We start from the raw sequence: 24816 nt of genomic DNA on the forward strand, positions 1-24816 counted from the left end.
ACCAATAGATTGTCAGCAAATCCTTGCGCGAAGCTGGCATCTGGAATGCTTGGCAAAAAGCTTGCCGGAAAGCTTAATCGTCAAGGCAAGGATCAGCCTCACGCAAGCCAGCCCTCCTATCCCTTCGGTTGAAAATAACGATCAGGTTTGGACTGGCGATGAATATCATTATCGGATTTGTGATTGTCTGCGGCTGTATCGTCGGCAGCTTCATGGCCATGGGCGGTCACATCGACGCGCTGTGGCAGCCCTTCGAGCTCGTCATCATCGGCGGCGCCGGCATCGGCAGCTTCATCATGGCCAACCCGATGAAGGTCGTGAAAGACTCGGGCAAGGCGCTTGGGGAAGCCTTCAAGCATTCGGTTCCGAAGGAGCGCAACTACCTCGATACGCTCGGCGTTCTCTATTCGCTGATGCGCGACCTGCGCACGAAGTCGCGCAACGAGATCGAAGCTCACATCGACAATCCGGCTGAATCCTCGATCTTCCAATCCGCGCCGACCATCCTGAAGAACAAGGAAATCACCGCGTTCATCTGTGACTACGTTCGCCTGATCATCATCGGCAACGCACGCAGCCACGAGATCGAAGCGCTGATGGACGAAGAGATCAACACGATCCTTCACGACAAGATGAAGCCCTACCACGCCATCCAGACGATGGGCGACGCCTTCCCGGCAATCGGTATCGTCGCGGCCGTTCTCGGCGTCATCAAGGCCATGGCGCACATCAACGATTCGCCTGAAGTTCTCGGTCACCTGATCGGCTCGGCGCTCGTCGGTACCTTCCTCGGCATTCTGCTTTCCTACTGCGTATGCTCGCCGATCACCTCGCAGATCAAGATCGTGCGCTCCAAGCAGCACCGCCTCTACGTCATCGTCAAGCAGACGCTGCTTGCCTACATGAACGGCTCGGTTCCGCAGGTTGCTCTCGAATACGGCCGCAAGACGATCTCGGCCTACGAGCGTCCTTCTATCGACGCCGTCGAGCAGGAAATGATGAACCCCGGCGGTGAGAACAAGGCGGCCTAAACGGACATGAACGCTCAACTCCAGAAACCATTGATGGACGACGCGCTGCTCGCGAAGCTGACAGGCCGGCTGGGCGACAAGGCGACGGTGGAAAAGCTCTGCGCCGCCTTCGGCGACGTCTACCGGGTGTTTCTCCCCGATGTCATCAAGAGCGAGACCGACCTCGACGTGCAGGTCAACTATCTCGGCTGCCACGCCGGCTACAAGCACGACCTGGTCGCAGATCTCGGAGAGAGCGTCACGCTGGTCGACGGATCGCTTCGCAACTGGTCGCCCGACTTCACGCTGTCCTGCGGCAACGGTTTCGTCATCACGCTGATGGAGCATCTGCTCGGCGCATCACCCGAGACTGTCGAGCAGCCGGCGGACCGCCTGCTCTCGATCATCGAGCTGGAACTGGCCGTCACGGTGTTCGAAAAGATCGCCAACGTCCTGCGCTCGGCTGTCAACGCGCCTGGTGGCTTCGAGCCCAGCCTTGAGCTGCCGCACGCCGCCGAGACGCGGCCAAAGGCGCCGGACGACAAGCCGGATGAATTCGCAGCCGCGATCAACATGTCGATCACGCTGTCGGGTATCACATCGGAATTCTCGCTGATCGTTCCGCAGGCAGCGCTCTTGAAGACGACCGTTGTCGTGCCGCGCGCGAAGAACGCATCGGCCAATTCGTCGGAATGGACGGAGCAGATGAGCGAGCAGGTCCGCCGCTCGCAGGTGACGCTGGAAGCAAAAGTCCGCCTTCAGGAGCTGACGCTGCGCACGATCTCCAAGCTTGCGGCCGGCGACGTCATTCCCTTCCTCGACAGCGGTGACGTCCGCGTCGATGTCAGTGCCAACAGCAAAGAGCTCTATGTGTGCGAGTTGGGGCGCTCGGGCGAGAATTATACCGTCCGGGTGAAGGATACGATCAACTCGGATGACGACCTCATCCGCTACTTAATGAATTAACCGATTTCGGCCCCTGCCCCTCAAGGCAGGTTGAGGCAAGTTTCAACTGGAATAGTGATTTCATGGCGACGAAAAAAACAAAGAGCACCGATCTCGAGCAACCAGGCAACGAAGCCGAGCTTGATCAGGCTATCGATGACCTGCGTGGCGTTCTGAAGACCGACGCGGACGGCGGCATGCCCGATTTCGGCGGCGACGACCTCGACGCGTTTGGCGGCGGTACCGATCTGTCGGCCTTTGGTGGCGATCTGGAGACCGGCACCGACACCGACTTTGGTGGCGGCGATTTCGGCGGCTCCACGGACTTCGGCGGCATGTCCGATTTTGGCGACAGCTCGGCGACCCCTGGCGTCGCAGCCCCGCTCGGCAGCGCGATGCAGTCGAACATGGACCTGATCATGGACATCCCGATCGATGTTCAGATCATGCTCGGCAGCAGCCGCATGCAGGTCTCGGGCCTGATGAACCTGAACGAAGGCGCCACGATCGCGCTGGACAAGAAGATCGGCGAGCCGGTCGAAATCATGGTGAATGGCCGCAAGATCGCGCGCGGCGAGATCACCGTTCTCGAAAATGACGACACACGTTTTGGCGTAAAACTGATTGAAGTTTTAGGTACTAAGAAAGCCTGATCCCGCTGTAGGGACGGAGAGGTTAGACCATGATGGACTTTGACGATTTCGGCGGCGCTCTTGCCGAGAAACCGTTGACCCAGGCTGAGAAAGCAGCGGCCGTTCTCCTCGCGATGGGGAAAGGGGTTGCTGGCAGACTGTTGAAGTATTTCACGCAGGCCGAACTGCAGACGATTATCGGATCCGCGCAGGCTCTGCGCGCGATCCCGCCTGACGAGCTGCTCGGCCTCGTGGCCGAGTTCGAGGATCTGTTCACCGAAGGTGCAGGTCTGATGGACAACGCCAAGGCGATCGAAAGCATCCTCGAAGAAGGGCTGACGCCCGACGAAGTCGACAGCCTGCTTGGCCGCCGCACGGCGTTCCAGGCCTATGAAACCTCCATCTGGGACCGGCTGGGCGAAGGCGATCCCGCCTTCATCGGCAAGTTCCTGCTGCGCGAACACCCGCAGACGGTCGCCTACATCCTGTCCATGATGCCCTCTTCCTTCGGCGCCAAGGTGCTGATGCAGATCCCCGACGGCCGCCGCGCCGACATCATGAACCGTACCGTCAACCTGAAGTCCGTGAGCCCGAAGGCCGCGCAGATCATCGAAAAGCAGGTCATGACGCTGCTCGCCGAGATCGACGCCGAGAAGAATTCGATCGGCTCGACGAAGGTTGCCGAACTGATGAACGAGATGGACAAGCCGCAGGTCGACACCTTGCTGACGTCGCTCGAATCGATCAGCCGCGAATCGGTCAACAAGGTTCGTCCGAAGATCTTCCTGTTCGAAGACCTGATGATCATGCCGCAGCGCAGCCGCGTCATGCTGCTGAACGACATTTCCGCGGACATCCTGACCATGGCGCTGCGCGGCTCCTCTTCGGAGATGAAGGAAGCCGTTCTCGCCTCGATCAGCCCGCGTCAGCGCCGCATGATCGAATCCGACCTGCAGAGCGGCACGACGGGCATCAACCCGCGCGAGATCGCGATCGCACGCCGCGCCATTGCGCAGGAAGCGATTCGTTTGGCCAATTCCGGCCAGATCCAGCTCAAGGAAGGCGAAGCCGAAGGTGCGGCCGCCGCCTAAGCCGCTGTTACTGTGTACAGATAGGCCCGAGACGAACGCCGCGATTGATCGCGGCATTCCCGGGGACTACAAAAGCAAGGGTCGCGCGCTGGCGCGGCCTTTTCTTTTGAGTAGGAGTCGCGACCGTGGCGGACGACGACAAGGACAGTAAAACAGAAGCGCCTACCGCGAAAAAGCAAAGCGACGCGGCTGAGAAAGGCAATACCCCCTTCTCGCGCGAACTGCCCCTCTTCGCCACGGTTCTCGCCACCTACATCTATCTGATCTTCTTCCTGCCGAACGGGCTCAGCGCCGTCGGGGCATCTCTGAAGGATATTTTCGAGCAGCCGGACCAGTGGAAGATCGACACCGGGCCTGATGTCCTGTCGCTCTTCGTCCACCTCGGCTGGGTCTGCGCGCAGTTGCTCGCGCCGGCGATGATTCTCTTCATGGTGTTCGGCGTTGCCGCTTCGATCGGCCAGAACCTGCCGGTGCCAATTCTCGAGCGGATCAGGCCGCAATGGTCGCGCATATCGCCGGCCAAGGGCTGGTCGCGGCTCTTCAGTCTGCAGGGCCTCATCGAGTTCGGCAAATCGCTGACGAAGATTGTCATCGTCGGCGTCGTCATGGTGCTCATGCTGCGCAGCGACTACTTCGCGTCGATCGATGCGATATTTTCCGACCCGACGACGATCTTCACCCGCATGATGTCTGCCATGCAGAAGATCACGCTGGTGGTTTTGATCGCGACCGCGCTGGTGGCGATCGTCGACTTCTTCTGGACGCGCTATCACTGGTTCACCGAGCTGAAGATGTCGCGTCACGAAATCAAGGAAGAAAACAAGCAATCGCAGGGCGACCCATTCGTGAAGGGCCGCCAGCGCGCGCTGATGCGCGACCGCGCAAGGCGCCGCATGATCGCCAACGTGCCGCGCGCCACCATGGTCATCGCCAACCCGACCCACTTTGCCGTTGCGCTGCGCTATGTGCGCGAGGAAAACGACGCGCCGATCGTCGTTGCCAAGGGCCAGGACCTAATTGCGTTAAAAATCAGAGAGATCGCCGAGACGAACGGAATACCGGTTTTCGAAGATCCGCCGCTTGCGCGCTCCATGTTTGCGCAAGTCTCGGTGGATAGTGTCATCCCGTCAGTATTCTACAAGGCCGTCGCGGAACTCATTCATCGGGTGTACGCGGCGCAGGCCAAGAACAACCGGGTAAGATAAACGAATGAAAAAATGCCCCTACTCTGCCCAGCGCGAGAAGATTCTTGCCGAAGCAATCAGCCCGGTCGCCACCGAATTGCGGCTGCTGGACGCTTCGGACCTGATTTCGATCCTGCGATTTGAGTATTACGGCAATCTTTCAGACCTCGTTTCCTCGGCAGCCGAGATGTTCTTTCATCCCGGCACGGTCAATTTCGGCCATGGCGGCAGCTATACGCTGGAATGGGGCGGCAAGCCCGAGGTTGTCATCGACCTGGAGATCAAGCCGCGCGGCGTGACCGTCTACGCGCAGCTGACGCTCGCCGCCGAGCATGCCGGCATCGAGATCAACCACATCGCTTTCGAGAACCCTTCGGCGAATCCGCACGAAAACACGGCGTTTCTCGAGCACAGCCTCAACCAGGCGCGCTACAATGTGCCGCCGCTTCAGGCGCTCGCGAGCTAACTATTCCGCAGAAAGCATGCCTCAGCTGATGTAGCCGAGCCGGATTGCCTTGGCGATCGCCTGGATGCGGTTGACCGAATCCAGCTTGATCGTCGCCGAGCCGAGATAGGCGTTGACGGTGTGCACCGACAGGCCGAGCTTGTCGGCGATTTCTTCGCTGATGCGACCGTCGCCGGCGAGCTGCAAGCAGGCGATCTCGCGTTCGCTGAGCGCTTCGGCGGCGGCGACGCGACGCTCGTCGAGCGACAGTAGGTCGATCATCACCTGGCAGGCGCGGCCGTGCAGCTCGACGACCATCTCGTTCGGCGGATCGAGATCATCGCCGGTGAAGACGACGAAGCCATTGCCGATCGCGCCGAGGCGAACAGGGAAAGCAAGACCGGAGAACGGCACGAGGCCATCTGGAAGACGCACGACGAATGGCGCCATGCCGATGGCGCCGGGGAAGCTGCGATCATGGCTGCCGGCCCATGCGAGCGGCAGAAGCGACTTCTCGACGTGCTCGATCAGCGCGTCGCCATAGGCATCGACAAAGTTCTTGTGCAGCGAGGCATTGGCCGAACCCCAGTTCTCCAGCTCGCAGATCAGGCGCTGCTTGGCCGGGAGGCCGGAGCCGGACATGCGGTAGACCGCGAAGTTCTGCGCGTCGGCGAGCTTCTGCATGGCGACCAGACGCGGGAAGAGATCGGATCGGCTGCTGACCCTGTTGGCGCGCGTGGAGCGCGAGATGGTGTCGGAGCTGCTGATCGACCGGCCCGATGCATATGCCATGAGCGCGCCCTCCTTACACCAGGTTGTTTCTGACCGCGAAAGCGATGGCTTCGGAACGGGTCTTCGTCGCCGTCTTGCGCATGACGCTGGTAATGTAGTTGTTGATCGTGTTTCGCGAGATGCCGAGGATCATCGCGATTTCGTCGCTGGTCTTGCCTTCGGCGATCCAGAATAGACACTCGAGTTCGCGATCGGTCAGTTCGAAGTCGCGATCGGACTTGGTACCGCTGTACTGCAGCAGGCTGGTGTAATAGGCCGTGAGAAGGCCGACATCCCTGAGGCGCTCCTGCGAGAGGATGAAGCCATCGTCGAACAGGAACATCAGCGCCAGGCGCGAGCGCCCGATATTGAACATCAGCGAGCAATATTGGCGGCTTGCACCATCGGGAACGTCAGCTGTGTCAGGCAAGACGGCGAAATGCGGCTGGAAGAGCTGCATGCACTTCTCAAGCTCGGTGGCGCGACCGAAACCGCCCACGAACGCCTCTGCGAGATTGGTGACGAGATCGAATGGCCAATCGGACGAGACCACGAAATCGAGGCCGGCTTCCTGCAGCAAATCAGCGCGAGCCAGGAGATAGTGCGAAGCCCCCACGTAATCGGTCAGGATGCGCAGCCCCGGCTGCAACCTTCCCGTGCTCGCTATATCACACAGCTGGGCAATGAGTTCCGAGCGCGATGACAGGTTGGTCGCAGCAATCCCGACGAAGTTCCCTGTCCTCGTTTCGCTCTTGAGAGCTTGCAATATCTGCATGTCCATTGGCAATTCCTGAGGCTGAGAACCTATCACGAAAAAAGCTTGATCACGTCTGTCAGCAAAGAAATGCACCTTCCCCGCGAATCATCCAAGGTTACGTCAATGAAAGCAAATCACCATCTCCGAGTTCTGGGGATTTACTTTTGTCGCGAACTGTGCGGCGATTCGCACAAGGAATTCATCTCTTAGAAGTTATAGTAAGCTAAGATGATTCGAGGCCATATGGCAATACGATTCGCGTCAAACGCGAGTCATGCACCGTTTTCGTGCTTGCGATGTGCCAAAAAAGATAAGGGCCGGTTTCCCGGCCCTTTTGTTATGCGGCGTTGTCGACCGCCCATTTCCTGAGGATTTTCGCTGCGCGTTCCTCGTTGATCTCGACCATGCGGGCGAGCTTGCGCTCCGGCCCTTCCTTGACCCGGCGATTGAAGCTGCCGTCGTCGTCGCCGAGGCTGAGGAGATCTTCCGTGCTGTCGAAGCCGAAGTCCGAGCCGAAGCCGTCCATGAGGGCCCCGCCGCTGGCGTCGCCTGCCGGAGCGAAGTCCGGAAGTTCGAGGCCAGCGCTTTCGATCGAGGTGTCGCCAGCGATTGCGGCACCGCCACCGTTCATGCTGCGGACCATCGGACGGACACCCATCCAGATGACCAGGAAGGCGACGACCACGAAGGCGAGCGAGTTGATGATGCCGGCGAGGTTGCGGCTCAGCATGTCCATGACACGGACGCCGGAACCGGTTTCCTCAAGAAGCTGGTTTTCGAGGAAGTCCATGGCCGTGACGGTGACCACGTCGCCGCGATCGGTGCGGATGCCGGAAGCGGACGAAACAATCTTCTGCATCTCGGCGAGATAGGCATCGATCTTGGCCTGGTCGACAGGCTCGCCGACCATCTTGGCGATACGGCCCTTGTTGACCACGACAGCGATCGACAGCTTCTCGACCTTGTAGCTGTTACGCGTGGTCGCCGTGGTCTTGCTGTTGATCTCGTAGTTGGTCTGCTCTTCCTTCTTGTCGGACTTGTCCTGCGAGGCCGGTCCGCTCGAGCCACCAGACGGAGGAGCGGCCTGCGGCACGTTCTGCTGGACGGTGGTGGCGTTGTCGTTCGCCGTCTGCTGCGACTGGGCCGCTTCCTTCGTGGAACGCACGGAGCGCTCGACCTTGGATTCCGGATCGTAGACGGTTTCCTGGATCTGCTGGGCGTCCGTGTTCAGGTCGGCGGTGACGCTGGAACGGAAGTTGTCCATCCCCAGGAACGGGGCAAGCGCCTTGTCGATGTTGGATTCGATCTCGGACTGAACGTTCTGGACGATGCCGAGCGAGCGGTTGAGGTTGCTGTTGCTGGCCTCGTCGCCGGAGGCGAGCAGCTGGCCGGCGGAATCGAGAATGGTCACGTCACCGACATCGAGCCCCGGCACGGCCGAGGCGACGAGGTGACGGATGGAGCTTGCCGCGGCGCGGCCGGTCGAGGCACTCGCTCGAAGCATGACGGATGCCGTCGGCTTCTGCTCGGCGCGGCGGAAATTGCCGACCTCGGGCATGACGATGTGAACGCGTGCCGCCGATACGCCGGAGATCGATTGGATCGTGCGGCCAATCTCACCTTCCAGCGCGCGAACGCGGGTGACTTCCTGCATGAAGGAGGTCAGGCCGAGCGAGCCGACCTTGTCGAAGAGTTCGTAACCGGCATTGTTGCTGTTGGGCAGGCCCTTTTCGGCGAGCAGCAGACGCGACTTGCCGGTCATGCCGGCAGGCACGGTGATGCTCGAACCGTCGGAGCCGACCTGGAACGCAATGTTCGATTCTGCGAGCGCAATGCTGATCTGGTTCAAATCGGACGAATCAAGCCCGACATAGAGCGTTTCCTGAGCGGGTTTATTCACCAATAGAGCGGCGCCGAGAATAAGCGCCACGGAAACCACCCCGATGCCGGCCAACGCCAGCAGGCGATTCCGCCCAAGGGAACTGAAGTTCCTAATAACCGGAAGTAATTGATTTAACAGATTCATTCTGTTCTCGCACGATCTTTACAGACAAAGCAGGCCTATCGCCTAATTTGACCTATAGAAGCCGAAACTTGTGCGAGCGTTTCGTATTGACGTTTAAGTAAGAGGGCCGGCCAGAGCTTTCCCGATTGGCCTGAAGCCAACCAGGAAAGGCTCTAGAAGAAATCGAAGTCGCCGGCTGCCTTGTTGATCGGCTGGGAATGACCATGGCGCATGCCGCCGCCACCCAGCGCGCGCTGCATCTCGCTGAGCTTGACGAGGCTGAGCGCGGTTGCGACGTCGACCATCCATTCATTGGAGATCTCGCCTGTTATCGTGTCGATGAACTCGGCGATCCCTCGCGCCTTCTGCACGGCAAGGTCGATCCCCTGCAGGACCTTCATGCTCTCAGGGGCGTTCAGCAGATTCTCGCCGCCGATTTCCAGAAGCTGAGGCTCGATCCGTTCAATCAGATAGGCGACATCGTGCAGTTCCGACACGACCCGCATCAGGATATCGGGCAGTGCTTCGACCGGCGACGGCTGATCCGCCTGCGCATTCACATTCATTAGGACCTCGGCTCAGAAGAATTCGATACTGGTTTCAACTGGCTTCTGCGGAGCAACCGGACGCTGTTCGAGAGCGACGGTCTTCTGGGTTTCGGCACCTGTGAGCGGGTACTGTCGAGCGCGACCGGAGACCGGCCAGAACTCGAGTTTGCGCCCGTGGTCGCCGCCGGTGCTTGAACCGACGATGGGGATGCCTTCATCCTTCAGAAACTGCGTGGCAAAAGCGGCATTCTGTTCCCCGACATTCGAGAATGTCGAGATCGTCTTCGCTCCTCCGAAGATCTTGGCTTCCAGGCGGTCGCGACGCGCGCCCTGCTTCAAGAGACCGTTGATCAGCAGTTCCATGAGATGCACGCCATAGCGCGTGGCATCTCCCCCCGTCATAGGCGTCGTGGCGTTGCCCGGCAGAAGGAAGTGGTTCATCCCTCCCACGCCGGCCACAGGATCCCGTAGGCATGCAGCCACACACGAGCCAAGAATGGTCGTTAAGACCGCGTTCGGATCATTCAGGACCTTCCATTCGCCCTGAATGATATGAACACGGCGGGCCGCAACCTCGATCGTCATTTCAATGCTCCAAATACGGCCTCGATGGCCGCCTTCATCTTTTCGATGGTGAAGGGCTTGGCCAGAACGTTGTTGGCGCCGAGTGCTGCCGCCTTGGTGACCAGCGCGCGATCGCCCTGCGCGGTGAGGATGATGAACGCCGCCTTCTTGGTCGTCGGATTGCTGCGAACGGCCTGCAAGAAGCCGAGACCGTCCATGTTGGGCATGTTGAAGTCGGAGATGACCAGGTGATGCGGCTGCTGGGCCATGATCTTCATGCCCTGCACGCCATCGCCGGCGGCGGTGATCTGCTTGAAGCCGAGCTGGGTCAGCGCGTCGCTGAGCAGCAGGCGGCTGGTGACCTGATCGTCAACGATCAGAACTTTGATTTTCTCTGCGAGTGACATTAGTCAGTTCCTTCCTTACGGGCGGTCATCTTCAAGATTTCTTCGCCAATGGCGTTGAGTGGCAGCTGTTGTTCGACAGCCCCGAGTTCGAAAGCTACCCTCGGCATCCCGTAGACCACCGAGGTCTTTTCGTTCTGTCCGAGGGTACGGGCGCCTGCATGGCGCATTTTCAGGAGACCGGCGGCGCCGTCGCGGCCCATTCCGGTCAGGATCACGCCGACAGCATTGCGACCCGCAAGCTCGGCGACCGAATCAAAGAGAACATCGACCGAGGGGCGATGGCCGTTTACCGGCTCGCGCTCGACAAGGCGGCAGCAGGGCGCCGATGGATTGACCACCTGCAAGTGCCGCTCGCCGCCGGGTGCCAGATAGATCTTGCCGATCTCGAGCCGCGCGCCATCCGTCGCTTCCTGCACGACAGGAGCGCAGAGGCGGTTCAGCCGCTCCGCGAAGCTCTTGGTGAAGGTCGACGGCATGTGCTGCGTAATCACGGTCGGCGGGCAGTTGGCCGGGAATTTCTGCAGCACGGTGATCAGCGCTTCCACGCCACCGGTCGAGGAGCCGATCGCGACCACCTTGCGGCCGACGCGATAATCGGCAACCGCGGGCGGCGGTGTTACGGGCTGCGGGGCCATGATCGGGCGGCGCTGCGAGCGGGCGGCGGCCTTTACCTTTTCGGCGAGGTCGGCGAAGGGGCGCATGTCGCCCGGCTGCGGCTTGCTCACGCAATCGAACGCGCCGATCTCCAATGCCGCCAATGTGGCGTTGGTGCCGCGATGCGTCAGCGTCGACACCATTATGACGGGCATCGGGCGAAGACGCATGATCTTCTCGAGAAAATCGAGGCCGTTCATGTTCGGCATCTCGATATCGAGCGTCACGACATCCGGATTGAGCTTCTTGATCGCCTCGCGCGCTTCCATGGCGTCGCCGGCCTGGCCGATGACATCGACGTCAGGATCGGACTGCAGCACGGCGGTGATGAGACCGCGCATGGTGGGAGAATCGTCAACAACGAGAACACGTGCCGCCATGCTCATCCCTTCCTCCCAAAGCCTTTGGTCGTATAGCGGTATGTGGTGATACCGATATTGTCGAAGACATGCTTGGAATCACCGGACACCCGCTCGGAATGGCCGATATAGAGATGACCGCCCTCGGGCATGAGCTCGGCGAAGCGCGACCAGATCTTCATCTGGGTCGGCTCGTCGAAATAGATCACGACGTTGCGGCAGAAGATGATGTCGAACTTGCCCTTGAACGGCCACTGGGCCATCAGGTTGAGCTCGTTATAGGTGATCAGCCGCTTGACGCGATCATCGACCTGGAACTTGCGGCGCCCGTCGATATTGACCTCGCTGAACCACTGCTTGCGCATGGCGGGCGAAACGGTTTCGAGCGCGTTTTCGTCGTAGGCGCCGGCGCGGGCGATGGCGAGGATCTTCGGATCGATATCGGTAGCGAGGATCTTGAAATCGTAATCGGCAATATTCGGCATCATCGACAGCACTGTCAGCGCGATCGAATAGGGCTCCTGGCCATCCGACGAGGCCGCGGACCAGATGCGGACGCGACCGCCCGACTTGGCACGCTGCAACAGTTCCGGCAGCACGTGATCGCGCATATGCTCGAAATGATGGTTTTCACGGAAGAAGCGCGTGAAATTGGTCGTCAGATGCGACAGCATTTCGCGGCGCGGCCCAGCGCCCGCCTGCGAAGACACCAGCGAACAGTATTCTCGGAAGCCGGAGAGACCGAGATTGCGAATGTGCTTCGAAAGACGCGAATAGACCAGCGATGCCTTGGTCTCGTTGAGGAAGATGCCCGCATCCGAGTAGATCATCGCGGCGATTTCCGTGAGGTCGCGGCGCGTCAGCGGGTATTCGCCGCTCGCCAGAACCTCGTCGGGGCTCCCCGGTCTTACATCTTTTGCACTCAAGACACTCATGCAGCTTCGCTTTCCGCGTCAGGGAATATGGCTTCCAGTTCCAACAGGCAGATCAGACGTTTTTCGATCGCCATGATCCCGCGCGCGAACTGACGCTGCAGTTCGGACGCGATCTCGGGCGTTGGCTGTACGTTGTCTTCACTAACAGTCAGTATATCCGACACCGCATCTACAAGCAGACCAACTACTTTTCGGTGAACTTGGGCGACAATAATGACATGGCGCTGCGTCGGCTCGGTCGGCTTCATGCCGAGACGGGCCGATAGATCGATGATCGGCAACACGGCGCCACGCAGGTTGATGACCCCTTTCATGTAGGAAGGCGAGTGCGGCATGGCCGTTGCCGGCGTCCAGCCGCGGATCTCGCGAACCGACATGACATTGACGCAAAACTCCTGATCGCCGACGCGGAACGCGATCAGCTCGCGGTGCCCTTCGCTCAGATTTTTCACGATATAGGACATAACTTAACCCGCCGCCGCCAGGGATACTTCCTGTCTCAGCGCCTGGCCGCGCGAAGCGCCCACGACTGCGTCGACATCGAGAATGAGCGCGACACGACCGTCGCCCAGGATGGTTGCCGCGGCAATGCCCGGAACGTGGGTGTAGTTCGCCTCAAGGCTCTTGATGACGACCTGACGCTGACCCTGGATCGCATCGACCATGAGCGCGCGCTGACCGCCGCCTTCAGATTCGACGAGCAGGGCAACACCTTCGACCGGATTGGCCTGGGTTGCGCGGAAGTTCAGGATGCGACCGACATCGACCAGCGGGCAGAAGGAGTTGCGGATCGAGATCAGGCGATGGCTGGCACCGAAGGAGTGGATGGCCGAAGCCTCCGGCTGCAGCGTTTCGACGATTGCCGTCAGCGGAACCACCAGCGTCTGGCCAGCGACCGTGACGACCATGCCGTCGAGAACGGCGAGCGTCAGCGGCAGGCTCATGGTGAAGACGGAGCCCTGGCCCGGCTTCGATGTGATGCTGATGCGACCACCGAGCGCCTGGATCGAACGCTTGACGACGTCCATGCCGACGCCGCGACCGGAGATGTCCGAGATCTGGTCTGCGGTCGAGAAGCCCGGCGCGAAGATCAGGTTGTCGATCTCCTCGTCGGACAGGTTGGCGTCCGGCGAGATCAGGTCATTGTCGATTGCCTTCTGCTTGACGCGTTCGCGGTTGATGCCGCCGCCGTCGTCCTGCAGTTCGATCAGGATGCGACCCGAACGATGCTTCGCGGTGAGCTTGATCGTACCCTCAGGATCCTTGCCGGCGGCAGTGCGCTTTTCAGGGCTTTCAATGCCATGGTCGACGGCATTGCGGATCATGTGCGTCAGCGGCTCGGCAATCTTGTCGATAACCGTCTTGTCGACTTCGGTGTTTTCACCTTCGGTGACGAGGCGGATCGACTTGCCGACCATGTCGGCGACTTCGCGGACGATACGCGACATGCGCTGGAAGACCGGCTTCACCGGCTGCGCGCGGATCGCCATCACCGAATCCTGGATCTCGCGGGTGAGCTGCTGCAGCTCCTCGAGGCCCATGTTGATCGAGGACGTGCCGGTCGTGTCGTTTTCGATAACGCTCTGGGAGAGCATCGCCTGGTTGATGACGAGCTCGCCGACGAGGTTGATCAGACGGTCGACGCGATCGAGATCGACGCGGATGGTCTGGCCGGCGCTGTTGGCGGCGGCATTGTTCTGGGCGGCGGCGGCAGCAGCAGCGTTGGCTGCAGCGGCCGATTCCTTCTTTTCGACGCGGGCAGCGGCGGACGCGATCTGCGTCACGTTCGAAGCCGTTTCGGCAGCAGCTACAGCAGCAACTGCATCGTTCTTTTCAGCAGCCGGAGCTTCCGGGCCGTCATCCAGCGCCGAAAGGTCGAAGGGCACGGGCACCATCGGCAGTTCCTCGGCCGGAGCGGCTTCGGTTTCGGCGGCGACGGTCGTGATGGTCAGCTCGCAATCCCACTCGGCGAATTCGAAGACCGCGCGGATCGCTTCTTCGCCCTTGTCGGTCTTGAGCGTGATGTTCCAGTAGAAATAGGCGGCTTCGGGATCGAGCTCGTCGACACCCGGCAGCGCATCCATGTTGCAATAGATGCTCATCTCGCCGAGGCGGCTCAGGTCGCGCAACAGCAGTGTCGCGTCGTTGCCCTTGGAATAGAGCTCGAAGCGCGGCTTGAAGGTGATCTCGAAGGTCTCGTCGTCGCTGAAGTCGTCGAACGAGAACGGGATCGGCTCGAAGCCGCTCTCGTCGGTCGGCTTGACGGGTGCTGCGGCAACCGGCGCCGGGGCGGCTGCAGGCGCTTCGGAAGCGGCTGACGGCGATGGGAGTTCGCCGTTGGCAAGCGCTTCCAGCTCCTTGACGAGGCCACGGCTGCGGCTTTCGTCGACGCTGCCGCCGTCACGGGCGGCATTGGTCAGGTCCGCGAGCACGTCGGCCGACTTGAGCATGACCTTCAGGACGTCCTGGGTCGGCTCTAGCTTGTTGGAACGAACGCAATCAAGTGTGGTCTCGAACACATGGGCGAAGGCGACGAGATCGTCCAGACCGAAGGCGCCAGCGCCGCCCTTGATCGAGTGAACGGCGCGAAATACCGCGTTGACGGTTTCCGGATCACGATCGCCATCATTCATTTTCAGAAGACCGGATTCCAGTTCCGCGAGCTGTTCCTCGCATTCCTGGAAAAAGATCTCTTTGATTTCGTTCATATCCATAAAAGAAATTCCTGAGTTTAAGCGGTTACGCGCTCAATGGCATCGATCAGCTTGGCAGGGTCGAATGGCTTGACGATCCAGCCGGTGGCGCCGGCCTGGCGTGCACGATTCTTCTTCTCGGCATCGCTTTCGGTCGTCAGGACCAGGATCGGAATGGCGCGGTACTTGTCGTTGCGGCGAACGCCTTCGATGAAGCCGAAGCCATCGAGACGCGGCATGTTGATGTCGGTGACGATGACGTCGGGGTGGGATGTCTCCAGAACCTCGAGACCTTCGACGCCGTCTTCAGCCTGGATCGTCTCGAAGCCCGCATTGTTGAGCGTCACGAGAAGCATGTTACGGATCGTCCGTGAATCATCCACGGTCAGCACTCTTTTCTTCATTACTAAATCTCCTTGGCGAGCAGCGGGTGAACATCCACACCGATCAGCTGCATGGTTTTCTGAAACGCGTCCGAAACCTTGGTGAAGGTGAACGCATGCTTGTCTTGATCCCAGGTCTTGGCGGCGGACATCAGCACCTGCGCGCCGAGGGCGCCGATGCGCTCGACGGCCGATGCATCGATCGACACGGCGCTGCCGCGCATCGACAGGAACTTGTCGCGCAGAGCCGACGCTTCATTGAGGTCAATGGTCGCCGCCAGATTCAGCGTCTTCCCACTCTTTTTTGCTGCCATCAGACTTTTCCTATCTGCTGATTGGCGCCCAACGAATGTGAGCCGCCGTCATAATTCAGTGCTTCAGTAAGCATTTCGTCCGCCTCCGAGACTTGCGAGCGGAGGGTTGAAATCAAATGCTGCGTCGCTTTCCTCGACAGCCCGGCGGGCGGGCTGGACATCGACAGCGCGAACGGGGCGACGCTCGGCCGCCTCGGCGCGATTGCGGGCGATGCGGAATTCGCGGACCGTGCGGCCAAGCTCGACGATGACGGTATGGAGATCGTCGGCGCCATCGGCTGCATGCGATGCGGCGCCGGCGCTTTCAGCCACGCGCGCGCCAAGGCCCTTGACGTCGGTGGTTACCGCGTCGAGCACGGAGGCGTTGTCGCTGGTCTGGCTGGCGACCGAGGCGATGGCGGCGTTGATATCGGTGACCTGGCGCACGATGCTGCCGATCGAATCCTGCGTACGGCCGACCATCTGCACGCCGGCATCCACCTGCGACTTGGTGGTGGTGACCAGCGTCTTGATTTCGCGAGCGGCATCGGCCGAGCGTTGCGCCAGCGCGCGGACTTCCTGCGCGACGACGGCAAAGCCGCGGCCGGAATCGCCGGCGCGGGCGGCTTCGATGCCGGCATTGAGCGCCAAAAGGTTGGTCTGGAAGGCGATTTCGTCGATGGCGCCGATGATCTGGCCGATGCGTTCAGCTGACTGCTCGATATCGGCCATGGCGGAGATGGCGCGGCCAACGACCTCACCGCTTGCTTCGGCCGCCGCGCGCGTCGATGCGGCTGCGTCCTCGGCAGCGCGGCTGCCAGCGACGCTGCGCCGGACGTTTTCGGAGAGATCAGCGAGTGTGGCGGCCGACGCCAGCAGCTGCTCGGCGTGACCAGAGGCGTGGCCGGAGAGATTGCGAGCGGACTGGCCAAGCACCTGCACCGATGCCTCGGCCTTCAAGGTGCGTTCGCTGATCGCGCCGAACTCGGTCTGCAGCGCTTCCAGCGCGCCGTTCAGCGCCAGGGCGACATCATTGTGCGGACCGTCCTCGGTAACCACGGCGCGGGCCGTCAGGTCGCGGGCGGCCAGACCTTCGATGACGTCAGAGAATACGCGGGCTACTTCGGCCTTGTCGCTGTTTCGCTGGTCGGCGATCTGGCGCTGCTGCGAGGCGCGCAGGGAATTGAAGCGCAGCGACACGGCGATCTCGACATCGACCATAACGAGGCGGATGAGCGCGGTCATGAGATCGGCGATCTCGCGCTTGCGGCGCTTGACGCTTGGCAGGAAGGAGGAGCCGGCGAGCTCATCGGCGAGGCCGGCAATGACATGTTCGAGGACGACGCCGTGGCCGGCGACATGCCAGCGAGGGTCCAGTCCCATCTTGCCTTCGGAATCCGACAGGACCTTGACGCGCTCGGCGTAGAGGCTGTCGAAGCGCGCATCGGTCAGCACATCCCAGTGCGACGTCTGCAGATCATGAAGCCGATCGACCTGACGCTCGCTCTCGAAATTGCGGGCGGCATCGGGGAAAGACTGGAAACGCTGAAAAAGATCACGAAGGCCTGAGGTCAGGTGCTGCTGAAGCGCCGGGCGGTAGCGGCGCACCATCTCGCACTGCTCGGCATCGAGGCCGGCAAAGCGCAGGCGGTCACGCAGGCTGCCCGCCTGTGCTCCACGATCCTGATCCGATGGCATATTCTGCCCCACGCCTGTCCCCAACCAATGCCCGGGCCTATTGCCCGAAGAGAAATCAAGCCTCCTGACATCGACACGGATAACGATCGGACCTGACGCGGGCTAACGCCGGCGCTCAGACCTGTCGCGATCAGTGCGGACTATCTTAGAGCTACTTGAGAAATCGATACCGGATTAAGCCGGTACGGCGGTTCGGCGTCATGCCTGCTAGGAACGCTACAATTTTCCCATTCCGACGTGTATTGCAATGTTTATGGTTAATTCCTTGCCTGAAGGTTAATACCCATTTTATGAATGTCGGCTTTCGGAGCAACGCGAATAACCATCCATGAAATACTGGTGTGACGTTGCGCCGCTGCTACAAGTTCGAAGCAAGCTTCGTGTTATATCCCCGGCAAATCACGACATGACGTCATAGGGATTGAGCAATGATTGTTCTGGGTTTGGGTGCATGTTTTCTTGCTGTGTCTGTTCTCACAGCCGTCGCACTTCTTGACCGTATTGAAGCGGGCCGCGTTGCCCTGCCTCTGCGGGTGCTTTGAATTCCCGTCATAAAACAACAGTAATGGGCGTGTTTAACCACTGAGCCGGCGAAGCGTTGCGCATCGGCCGGAGGTGGTTTGTCCAGCTTACGGAATCAGACGCATGTCCCCACGCCTCGGTATCCTCATCATTATCGGCGTGACGCTTTGGCGCATCGTCACCTTGCACTTCGACACGACGGATCTGTTCGTCGATGAGGCGCAATATTGGTTCTGGTCGCAGAATCTCGACTTCGGCTATTATTCGAAGCCGCCGATGATCGCCTGGGTGATCCGCGCGATGACCGAGCTTTCGGGATCGACCGCGATCTTCTGGATCCGGCTTTGCGGTCCCCTTATTCACATGGCGACCGCTTTCGTGCTGATGAGGATCGCCAAGCGCTTCGTCAGCCCGGAGATCGAGGGCTGGACGGGTGTGACCTACATCACGCCGCCCGGCGTCGCACTGTCTTCCGTCTTCTTCTCGACCGACGTCATTCTGCTCTTCTTCCTGGCTGTCGCGCTGTTTGCCTATTTCGGCCTGACCCGCCAGCGCTCGATCGCCCTGGCGTTGCTGATGGGCGTGGCCTTCGGCTGCGCCTTCCTGTCGAAATACGCCATCCTGTTCGTCGTCCCCGGCGGCCTGATCGCCTTGCTGCTTCTTCCGATGGCGCGGATCGGCTGGCGCGACTTCTTCATTTCGGCGGTGACGGCCGTCGTGGTGGCAGCGCCGAACCTCTGGTGGAATGCGACCCACGACGCCACGACGATCAAGCACACGACCAGCATCGCCCACTGGAGCGGGCTGAGCCTCAATATCGGGCACGGGATCGAGTTCTTCGCCGCGCAGTTCGGCGTTGTCGGCCCGATCGTGTTCTTCGCGATCCTCTGGGCGGTCTACCGGGCTTTGAGAGGGCAAGGCAGCCCGATCGAGAAATTGCTGATCTGGCTCTCCGTGCCTGTCGTGCTGCTGATCACCTTCCAGGCGCTGATCGCCAAGGCCTACGCCAACTGGGCGGTGACGGCTTATGTCGCCGGCACGATCCTCGCCGTCTGGCTGCTTCATCGGGTCTGGCCCAAGGGGCTTCGCGTGTCGTTCGCGATCAACGGCACGGCCAGCCTGCTCTTCCCGCTCGCCGCCATCTTCGCGCACCAGCTGGTGCTGCCGAATGGAAACGAGGTGATGAAGCGCTATCTCGGCCGCAGCGCTGTCAGCCGCGAAGCCGGCGATCTGGCGAGACAGGCGGGTACCGCGATCATCGTCAGCGACAGCCGCGATATCCTGGCGGACATGTACCATACGCTCAGAAACGAACCCTTGAAGATCTATGCGCGGCCGCCGGCGGAAGCACCCGACAACTATTATGAGCAGACCTTTGCGCTGCCCAACACTGTCCGCGACGACGTTTTGTTCGTGACCACGCAGCCCTTCGAGTGCGCGGAGACGCCGCAGACCATCAAGTCATGGCAGCCGAGCGAAGGTTATTATCGCGGAAATATGATCTACGCCTACAAGGTGAAGGCCAGCTGCCTGGCAGCGGGCAAATAGCGTATCATTCGCTTGCGGACCGCAGGCAGATGCAGGTGCCCTTGCCTTCGACCTCGATGAAGGCAACGCCGCCGTTTTCGAAGGCTAACCGCAGTTGCGCTTCGGTGGCGCGGTGCAGCTCGTGATGCTTGCCTTCATAGTCGCGGATCGTGCTGCGGGAGACGGCGGCATGGTCGGCAAGGTCGACCTGCGTCCAATCCAGCAGACCCCTGGCCGCGCGGCACAAAGCGGGGGTGAGAATTGTTTCCTTCGCGCCTTGACCCATAGTGTCAAACCACCCATATTGGTTGATATTAGCCATATATGTCATAATTTAATCAGGATTTCCAGTCGGGGAGACCGCGTATGCCGCACGATACACCTTTGATTTCGACAATCGTCGGGGGTCTCGTGCTTGCGTTCATCCTCGGGGCTTTCGCCAACCGGCTGAAACTGCCGCCCCTGGTCGGCTACCTCATCGCCGGTATTCTGGTGGGACCGCACACACCGGGCTATGTGGCGGATCAGAACCTCGCGCCCGAGCTTGCCGAGATCGGCGTCATCCTGCTGATGTTCGGCGTCGGCCTGCACTTCTCCCTGAAAGACCTTCTCTCCGTGCGCGGGATCGCGGTGCCGGGCGCCATCGTGCAGATCGGCTTCGCCACCCTGCTCGGCTGGGGCCTGGGCGCGCTGATGGGATGGCCGACGGGCGGGAGCCTCGTCTTCGGGCTCGCTCTTTCCGTCGCGTCGACCGTCGTGCTCCTGAAGGCTTTGCAGGAGCGGCGGCTCGTCGAGACGGAGCGCGGCAAGATCGCGGTCGGCTGGCTGATCGTTGAAGACCTTGCCATGGTGCTGGCGCTCGTCCTCATTCCGGCAGCCGCCAGCATCGGCAGCGGCCACGGAACCGTCGAGCCGCTGTCGGCCGCAGTGAACCGCATATTCGGGCTCGACATGGGCATCGGCGGCATCATCGGCATGACGCTGGTCAAGGTGGCACTCTTTGTCGGCGTGATGCTGATCTTCGGCCGGCGCATCATTCCCTGGACGATGCACCGCATCGCCCACACAGGGTCTCGCGAATTGTTCCGGCTCGGCGTTCTGGCGATCGCGCTCGGCGTCGCCTTCGGCGCCTCGAAGCTCTTCGGCGTGTCGCTGGCGCTCGGCGCCTTCTTCGCCGGCATGGTTCTCGCCGAGAGCGAGCTCAGCCATCGGGCGGCGCAGGAAAGCCTGCCACTTCGCGACGCCTTCGCGGTGCTGTTCTTCGTTTCCGTCGGCATGCTGTTTGATCCGAACATCCTGATCGAAAAGCCGATCCCGCTGATCGCCACCATCTTCATCATCGTCATCGGCAAGTCGGTCGCCGCCTTCCTCATCGTACAATTGTTCCGCAAGCCCGTGGGAACGGCGCTGACGATTTCGGCAAGCCTTGGTCAGATCGGTGAATTCTCCTTCATTCTCGCAGCCCTTGGCGTCGATCTCGGACTACTGCCGGAAGAAGGCCGCGACCTGATCCTTGCCGGCGCCATCATATCGATTATCCTCAACCCGCTTCTCTTCTATGCCTGCGAAAAGCTGCGGCCGCTGCTGGAGCCGAAGCGCGAGGCCCCCCAGCCTGAGCCGGCCACGGAGACAACGACCGAAGTTGTGGAAGAGCAGCCGGTCGTGGTGGACGAAGTGCATGCGACCAAGCTTTCGGGCCACGCCATTCTCGTCGGCTACGGCCGGGTCGGCAGCATTGTCGGGCAGAACCTGAAATCCTCGGGCACGCCCTTCCTCGTCATCGAGGATTCCGACCACCGGATCGCGGCACTTCGCGACCAGGGCATCGAAGTGATCGGCGGTAACGCGGTCACGCGCGAGGTGCTGGATCTCGCCAATCTCAAGGGTGCGCGAAGCCTGGTCATCGCCATTCCCAACGCATTCGAGGCTTGCCGCGTGGCCGAACAGGGGCGCGAGGTCAATCCCGGCGTGCTGATCGTGGCGCGTGCGCATTCCGACGCCGAGGTCGAGGAACTTAAGCAATATGGTGCTGATACTGTCATCATGGGCGAGCGCGAAATCGCCATGGGCATGCTTGACCGTCTTTCTCAAGTGCATCATGACAGTTCACCCTATGAAGTCGAGACCGAGGCTGGTATAAGCGCGGCCGAGGAAACGCCTTCTCCCGAGAAGCAATGAGAGAACTTTGCGCCGTTGAGCCGGTTCGAGATTGAAAATCCGCAGGACGACCAGATGAGGTTCGATACGCGCCGCATGACCGGTCGCGTTGCCGTCTCGCTGGCTGTCGCGATCTTCGCCTATCTCGGCCTGTTGTTCGGCGGCAATCTCGTGCTAGGCCCCACGCGCGGGCCCAACAACGCATTCTCTTCGTCGAGCAAGGATAGCCAGCCACTGCAGCTGAGTGCACGCGACGTCGTGCGCGGCGTGCTGGCGGCTGATCGCAAGGTCGCGCAGAAATACGCGAGCTATGCTTCCGGCGACGCGGCTACCGCCGACCTGCAAGTTTTCGAGCGCCTGTCGCTCGGCTTCATCAAGCTTTCGCAATCGACTTCGCCCGCGTTTTACGCGGCTGACGCGAAGCCCTACGATTCGCATGGCCCGCCCGCTTTCGCGGCCTGACGACACGCGCCTCGGCGCCTCCCATTGCATTTACGACACGCCTGCCTGCGCCTGAAGCGCAGGTTCCAGCGTTATCAAGGATAGACAACACAATGCGCACCTCACCATGGCTGGTGGCCACCTATACGGTGATCATTCTCCTCGGCATTCTGATCGCACTGCCGAATGCCCTGCCGCAATCCACATTGCAGCGCCTTCCCTCGTGGCTCCCGCACCAGCAGGTCTCGCTCGGCCTCGACCTTCGCGGCGGCTCGCACCTCGTTCTAGAAGTCGATGAAGCCGACCTGACGCGCGAGCGCCTGCAGTCGCTTCTGCAGGACGCGCGCCGCGTGCTGCGTGAAAAGAACATCCAGCCGAAGTCGGTCGTTCGCAACCAGAACCAGATCGTCGTGACGCTGAACGACCAGGCGCAGACCGATGAAGCGGTCACGCAGCTGCGCACGCTGGGCAACACGATCGCAACAGGCATTTCCGCCGGCCAGTCGGACCTTTCGGTCACGACCAGCGGCGGCAACATCATCGTTGCCTTCTCGGCCGCCGGTATCTCCAGCAACGTCGACAGCGCCGTCCAGCAGAGCCTTGAAGTCATTCGCCAGCGCGTCGACCAGGTCGGCGTCGCCGAACCGACGATCCAGCGTATCGGCGGCAACCGCGTTCTCGTGCAGCTTCCGGGCGCACAGGATCCGACCCGCCTTCGCCAGCTCCTCGGCTCGACCGCCAAGATGTCCTTCCACATGCTCGCGCCGAACAATGCTCCCGGCCCCGGCGTGACGATGCTGAAGGACGATGAAGGCAACACCTATCCGGTTCTCGACCGCGTCGAGATCTCCGGTGACCGTCTTTCCGACGCTCGCGTCAGCTTCGACCAGAGCCAGCAGCCCGTCGTCAGCTTCCGCTTCGACAGCGCCGGCGCGACCCGCTTCGCCGACATCACCCGCCAGAACGTCGGCAATCCCTTCGCGATCGTTCTCGACGACAAGGTGCTGAGCGCGCCTGTCATCCGTGAGCCAATCACCGGCGGTTCCGGCCAGATCTCCGGCAACTTCTCGACCGATACGGCCAACACGCTTGCCGCCATGCTGCGCGCCGGCGCCCTGCCCGCCAAGCTCACCGTCATCGAAGAACGCACTGTTGGTGCCGACCTCGGCGCTGATGCGATCCAGATGGGCATCTATTCCGGTCTCGTCGGTTTCGTCCTCGTCGCGGCCTTCATCTTCCTGCTCTATGGAACCTGGGGCATTCTCGCCAACGTCGCGCTTCTGATCCACACGATCCTGACCTTCTCGGCACTGACGCTTGTCGGCGCCACGCTGACGCTGCCCGGCATCGCCGGCGTCGTGCTCGGCATTGGTCTTGCGGTTGACGCCAACGTTCTGATCAACGAGCGCATCCGTGAAGAAACCCGCAAGGGCAAGGGCTCGTTCGCGGCCATCGACACCGGCTTCCGCCGCGCTTACTCGACCATTATCGATGGCAACATGACGGCGCTGATCGCCGCCGCCATCCTGTTCTGGTTCGGCACCGGCCCGGTTCGCGGCTTCGCCGTCACCATGGCGCTCGGCCTGATCATCTCGATGTTCACCTCGGTCGCGTTCGTTCGCGTTTCGATGATCGAGATCACCCGCCGCTTCAAGCTGAAGACCATCAACATCAAGCCGCTGCTGCCGGTCTTCTACCCCTACGACAAGCACATCCAGTTCATGAAGGCACGCTTCTTCGGCGTGACCGTCTCCGCGCTGCTGTCGGCCGCATCGGTCGTGCTCTTCTTCCATCCTGGCCTCAACTACGGCGTCGACTTCCGTGGTGGTATCCAGATGTCGGTGAAGACGCAGGAAGCAGCCGATCTCGCCAAGTTCCGCGAAGGCCTGAACAGCCTCGGCCTCGGCGAAGTCTCGCTGCAGTCCTATGGCGACAACAACACCATGGCCGTTCGCGCTCAGCGCCAGGACGGCGGTGAAGAGGCGCAGACGGCTGCCGTCACCAAGCTGAAGGACGAGATCGTCAAGATCGATCCGTCGGCAACCGTGACCGGCACCGACGTCATCGGTCCGAAGGTCAGCGGCGAGCTTGCATGGGCGGGTATCCTGTCCGTCGTGATCGCCAGCCTCGCGATGCTGCTCTACATCTGGTATCGCTTCGAATGGCCGTTCGCGGTCGGCGCCATCGTCACGCTCATTCTCGACGTGACGAAGTGCATCGGCTTCTTTGCTCTCACCGGGCTCGACTTCAACCTGACCGCCATCGCGGCTATCCTGACGCTGGTCGGCTACTCGGTGAACGACAAGGTCGTCGTCTACGACCGCATGCGTGAAAACATGCGCCTCTACAAGTCGATGCCGCTGCGCGAACTGATCGACAAGTCGATCAACGAAACGCTCGCCCGAAGCATCTACACCAACGTCACCGCCTTCCTTGCCCTGCTGCCGATGGCAATCTGGGGCGGCAGCGCAGTCGAAAGCTTCGCGATCCCGATGGTGTTCGGCATTCTTGTCGCCGCCGCATCGTCCGTGTTCATCGCGGCGCCGATCCTGCTGTTTCTCGGCGACTGGCGTACGCGCCACCGCGCCGCGGTTTCGAGCAATGACGACAAGGTCGACATCATTCCGCCGAGCTCGCGCAAGTCGGCAGGCTGATCCGGGTCGACCTTTTCAGGTTGTTTCGTGAAATTGATGCGGGGGCCCGGTGCAGAACCCGCGCCCCCGTTGTATTATACCCCAGGGGTTTAATAAGGCGGACGAGACAAGTAACCAAACACCACAGAGACCCACGAAAAC

The 24816-nt window shown here is 61.1% G+C and carries 24 protein-coding genes; 10 read left to right on the forward strand and 14 right to left on the reverse strand.

The window, feature by feature from the left end:
• Nucleotides 1-158: 158 nt before the first annotated feature.
• The 6 genes from motA (at nt 159) to ACCD05_RS13360 (ending at nt 5328) form a co-directional block, all read left to right on the forward strand.
• Nucleotides 159-1031 (forward strand): flagellar motor stator protein MotA, encoded by an 873-nt coding sequence (gene motA / locus ACCD05_RS13335; RefSeq protein ID WP_018898423.1) that lies wholly within the window; start codon nt 159-161, stop codon nt 1029-1031.
• Between the two features lie 6 nt (nt 1032-1037).
• Nucleotides 1038-1976 (forward strand): FliM/FliN family flagellar motor switch protein, encoded by a 939-nt coding sequence (locus ACCD05_RS13340; protein ID WP_047507392.1) that lies wholly within the window; start codon nt 1038-1040, stop codon nt 1974-1976.
• Nucleotides 1977-2038: 62 nt separating this feature from the next.
• Complete coding sequence (gene fliN / locus ACCD05_RS13345) at nt 2039-2608, forward strand: flagellar motor switch protein FliN (protein ID WP_413393237.1); 570 nt, start codon at nt 2039-2041, stop codon at nt 2606-2608.
• A 29-nt stretch (nt 2609-2637) separates the two neighbouring features.
• On the forward strand, nt 2638-3678 hold the full coding sequence (gene fliG / locus ACCD05_RS13350; protein ID WP_018898420.1) for a flagellar motor switch protein FliG: 1041 nt from the start codon (nt 2638-2640) through the stop codon (nt 3676-3678).
• A gap of 125 nt (nt 3679-3803) precedes the next feature.
• Nucleotides 3804-4883 (forward strand): flagellar biosynthesis protein FlhB, encoded by a 1080-nt coding sequence (gene flhB / locus ACCD05_RS13355; RefSeq protein WP_047507385.1) that lies wholly within the window; start codon nt 3804-3806, stop codon nt 4881-4883.
• 4 nt (nt 4884-4887) lie between these two features.
• Nucleotides 4888-5328 carry a hypothetical protein gene (locus tag ACCD05_RS13360; RefSeq protein WP_047507383.1) on the forward strand — a complete coding sequence of 147 codons (441 nt, stop codon included), beginning with the start codon at nt 4888-4890 and terminating at the stop codon, nt 5326-5328.
• A 21-nt stretch (nt 5329-5349) separates the two neighbouring features.
• Here ACCD05_RS13360 and visR read toward each other — a convergent pair whose 3' ends face one another.
• From visR to ACCD05_RS13425, 13 genes are all read right to left on the reverse strand, one after another.
• The gene (gene visR, locus ACCD05_RS13365; protein ID WP_047507381.1) at nt 5350-6099 is read right to left on the reverse strand and encodes a transcriptional regulator VisR; all 750 of its coding nucleotides are present in this window, start codon (nt 6097-6099) and stop codon (nt 5350-5352) included.
• Between the two features lie 13 nt (nt 6100-6112).
• A complete protein-coding gene (visN, locus tag ACCD05_RS13370) occupies nt 6113-6859 on the reverse strand; it encodes a transcriptional regulator VisN (protein WP_413393240.1) in 747 nt (248 codons plus the stop codon).
• A gap of 313 nt (nt 6860-7172) precedes the next feature.
• On the reverse strand, nt 7173-8861 hold the full coding sequence (fliF, locus tag ACCD05_RS13375) for a flagellar basal-body MS-ring/collar protein FliF (protein ID WP_047507377.1): 1689 nt from the start codon (nt 8859-8861) through the stop codon (nt 7173-7175).
• A gap of 152 nt (nt 8862-9013) precedes the next feature.
• Nucleotides 9014-9406 carry a chemotaxis protein CheT gene (gene cheT, locus ACCD05_RS13380; protein WP_047507374.1) on the reverse strand — a complete coding sequence of 131 codons (393 nt, stop codon included), beginning with the start codon at nt 9404-9406 and terminating at the stop codon, nt 9014-9016.
• A 12-nt stretch (nt 9407-9418) separates the two neighbouring features.
• A complete protein-coding gene (cheD, locus tag ACCD05_RS13385) occupies nt 9419-9973 on the reverse strand; it encodes a chemoreceptor glutamine deamidase CheD (protein WP_047507372.1) in 555 nt (184 codons plus the stop codon).
• The gene (locus ACCD05_RS13390; protein ID WP_018898412.1) at nt 9970-10359 is read right to left on the reverse strand and encodes a response regulator; all 390 of its coding nucleotides are present in this window, start codon (nt 10357-10359) and stop codon (nt 9970-9972) included. The genes cheD and ACCD05_RS13390 overlap by 4 nt, the downstream gene beginning before the upstream one ends.
• Nucleotides 10359-11399, reverse strand: coding sequence for a protein-glutamate O-methylesterase CheB (gene cheB, locus ACCD05_RS13395; protein WP_047507370.1), 1041 nt, complete (start codon nt 11397-11399; stop codon nt 10359-10361). The genes ACCD05_RS13390 and cheB overlap by 1 nt, the downstream gene beginning before the upstream one ends.
• Entirely contained in the window at nt 11396-12307 is a 912-nt protein-coding gene (cheR, locus tag ACCD05_RS13400) for a protein-glutamate O-methyltransferase CheR (protein ID WP_018898410.1), read from the reverse strand. Before cheR ends, cheB begins: the two co-directional genes overlap by 4 nt.
• Nucleotides 12304-12771: a chemotaxis protein CheW gene (locus ACCD05_RS13405; RefSeq protein WP_018898409.1), complete on the reverse strand. Its 468-nt coding sequence runs from the start codon at nt 12769-12771 to the stop codon at nt 12304-12306. Before ACCD05_RS13405 ends, cheR begins: the two co-directional genes overlap by 4 nt.
• 3 nt (nt 12772-12774) lie before the next feature.
• On the reverse strand, nt 12775-15021 hold the full coding sequence (locus ACCD05_RS13410) for a chemotaxis protein CheA (RefSeq protein ID WP_209232708.1): 2247 nt from the start codon (nt 15019-15021) through the stop codon (nt 12775-12777).
• Between the two features lie 17 nt (nt 15022-15038).
• Complete coding sequence (gene cheY1, locus ACCD05_RS13415; protein ID WP_018898407.1) at nt 15039-15404, reverse strand: chemotaxis response regulator CheY1; 366 nt, start codon at nt 15402-15404, stop codon at nt 15039-15041.
• Nucleotides 15405-15406: 2 nt separating this feature from the next.
• Entirely contained in the window at nt 15407-15697 is a 291-nt protein-coding gene (locus tag ACCD05_RS13420; RefSeq protein WP_047507366.1) for an STAS domain-containing protein, read from the reverse strand.
• 63 nt (nt 15698-15760) lie between these two features.
• Entirely contained in the window at nt 15761-17374 is a 1614-nt protein-coding gene (locus ACCD05_RS13425) for a globin-coupled sensor protein (protein WP_413393245.1), read from the reverse strand.
• A 645-nt stretch (nt 17375-18019) separates the two neighbouring features.
• On the opposite strand from ACCD05_RS13425, the gene ACCD05_RS13430 reads away from it, so the two are divergent.
• The gene (locus ACCD05_RS13430; protein ID WP_413393247.1) at nt 18020-19444 is read left to right on the forward strand and encodes an ArnT family glycosyltransferase; all 1425 of its coding nucleotides are present in this window, start codon (nt 18020-18022) and stop codon (nt 19442-19444) included.
• A 4-nt stretch (nt 19445-19448) separates the two neighbouring features.
• Here the strand turns inward: ACCD05_RS13430 and ACCD05_RS13435 are convergent, their stop codons facing one another.
• On the reverse strand, nt 19449-19754 hold the full coding sequence (locus ACCD05_RS13435; RefSeq protein ID WP_113009902.1) for a transcriptional regulator: 306 nt from the start codon (nt 19752-19754) through the stop codon (nt 19449-19451).
• A 35-nt stretch (nt 19755-19789) separates the two neighbouring features.
• On the opposite strand from ACCD05_RS13435, the gene ybaL reads away from it, so the two are divergent.
• The 3 genes from ybaL to secD all read left to right on the forward strand — a co-directional run bounded on the left by ybaL (nt 19790) and on the right by secD (nt 24675).
• Nucleotides 19790-21601 carry a YbaL family putative K(+) efflux transporter gene (ybaL, locus tag ACCD05_RS13440; protein WP_413393249.1) on the forward strand — a complete coding sequence of 604 codons (1812 nt, stop codon included), beginning with the start codon at nt 19790-19792 and terminating at the stop codon, nt 21599-21601.
• 54 nt (nt 21602-21655) lie between these two features.
• Nucleotides 21656-22042 carry a hypothetical protein gene (locus ACCD05_RS13445; RefSeq protein WP_413393251.1) on the forward strand — a complete coding sequence of 129 codons (387 nt, stop codon included), beginning with the start codon at nt 21656-21658 and terminating at the stop codon, nt 22040-22042.
• A 92-nt stretch (nt 22043-22134) separates the two neighbouring features.
• Nucleotides 22135-24675 carry a protein translocase subunit SecD gene (secD, locus tag ACCD05_RS13450; RefSeq protein ID WP_047507354.1) on the forward strand — a complete coding sequence of 847 codons (2541 nt, stop codon included), beginning with the start codon at nt 22135-22137 and terminating at the stop codon, nt 24673-24675.
• Nucleotides 24676-24816: the final 141 nt, after the last annotated feature.

The organism is Rhizobium sp. Rhizsp42 (assembly GCF_047304155.1).
Taxonomy (GTDB): Bacteria; Pseudomonadota; Alphaproteobacteria; order Rhizobiales; family Rhizobiaceae; genus Rhizobium.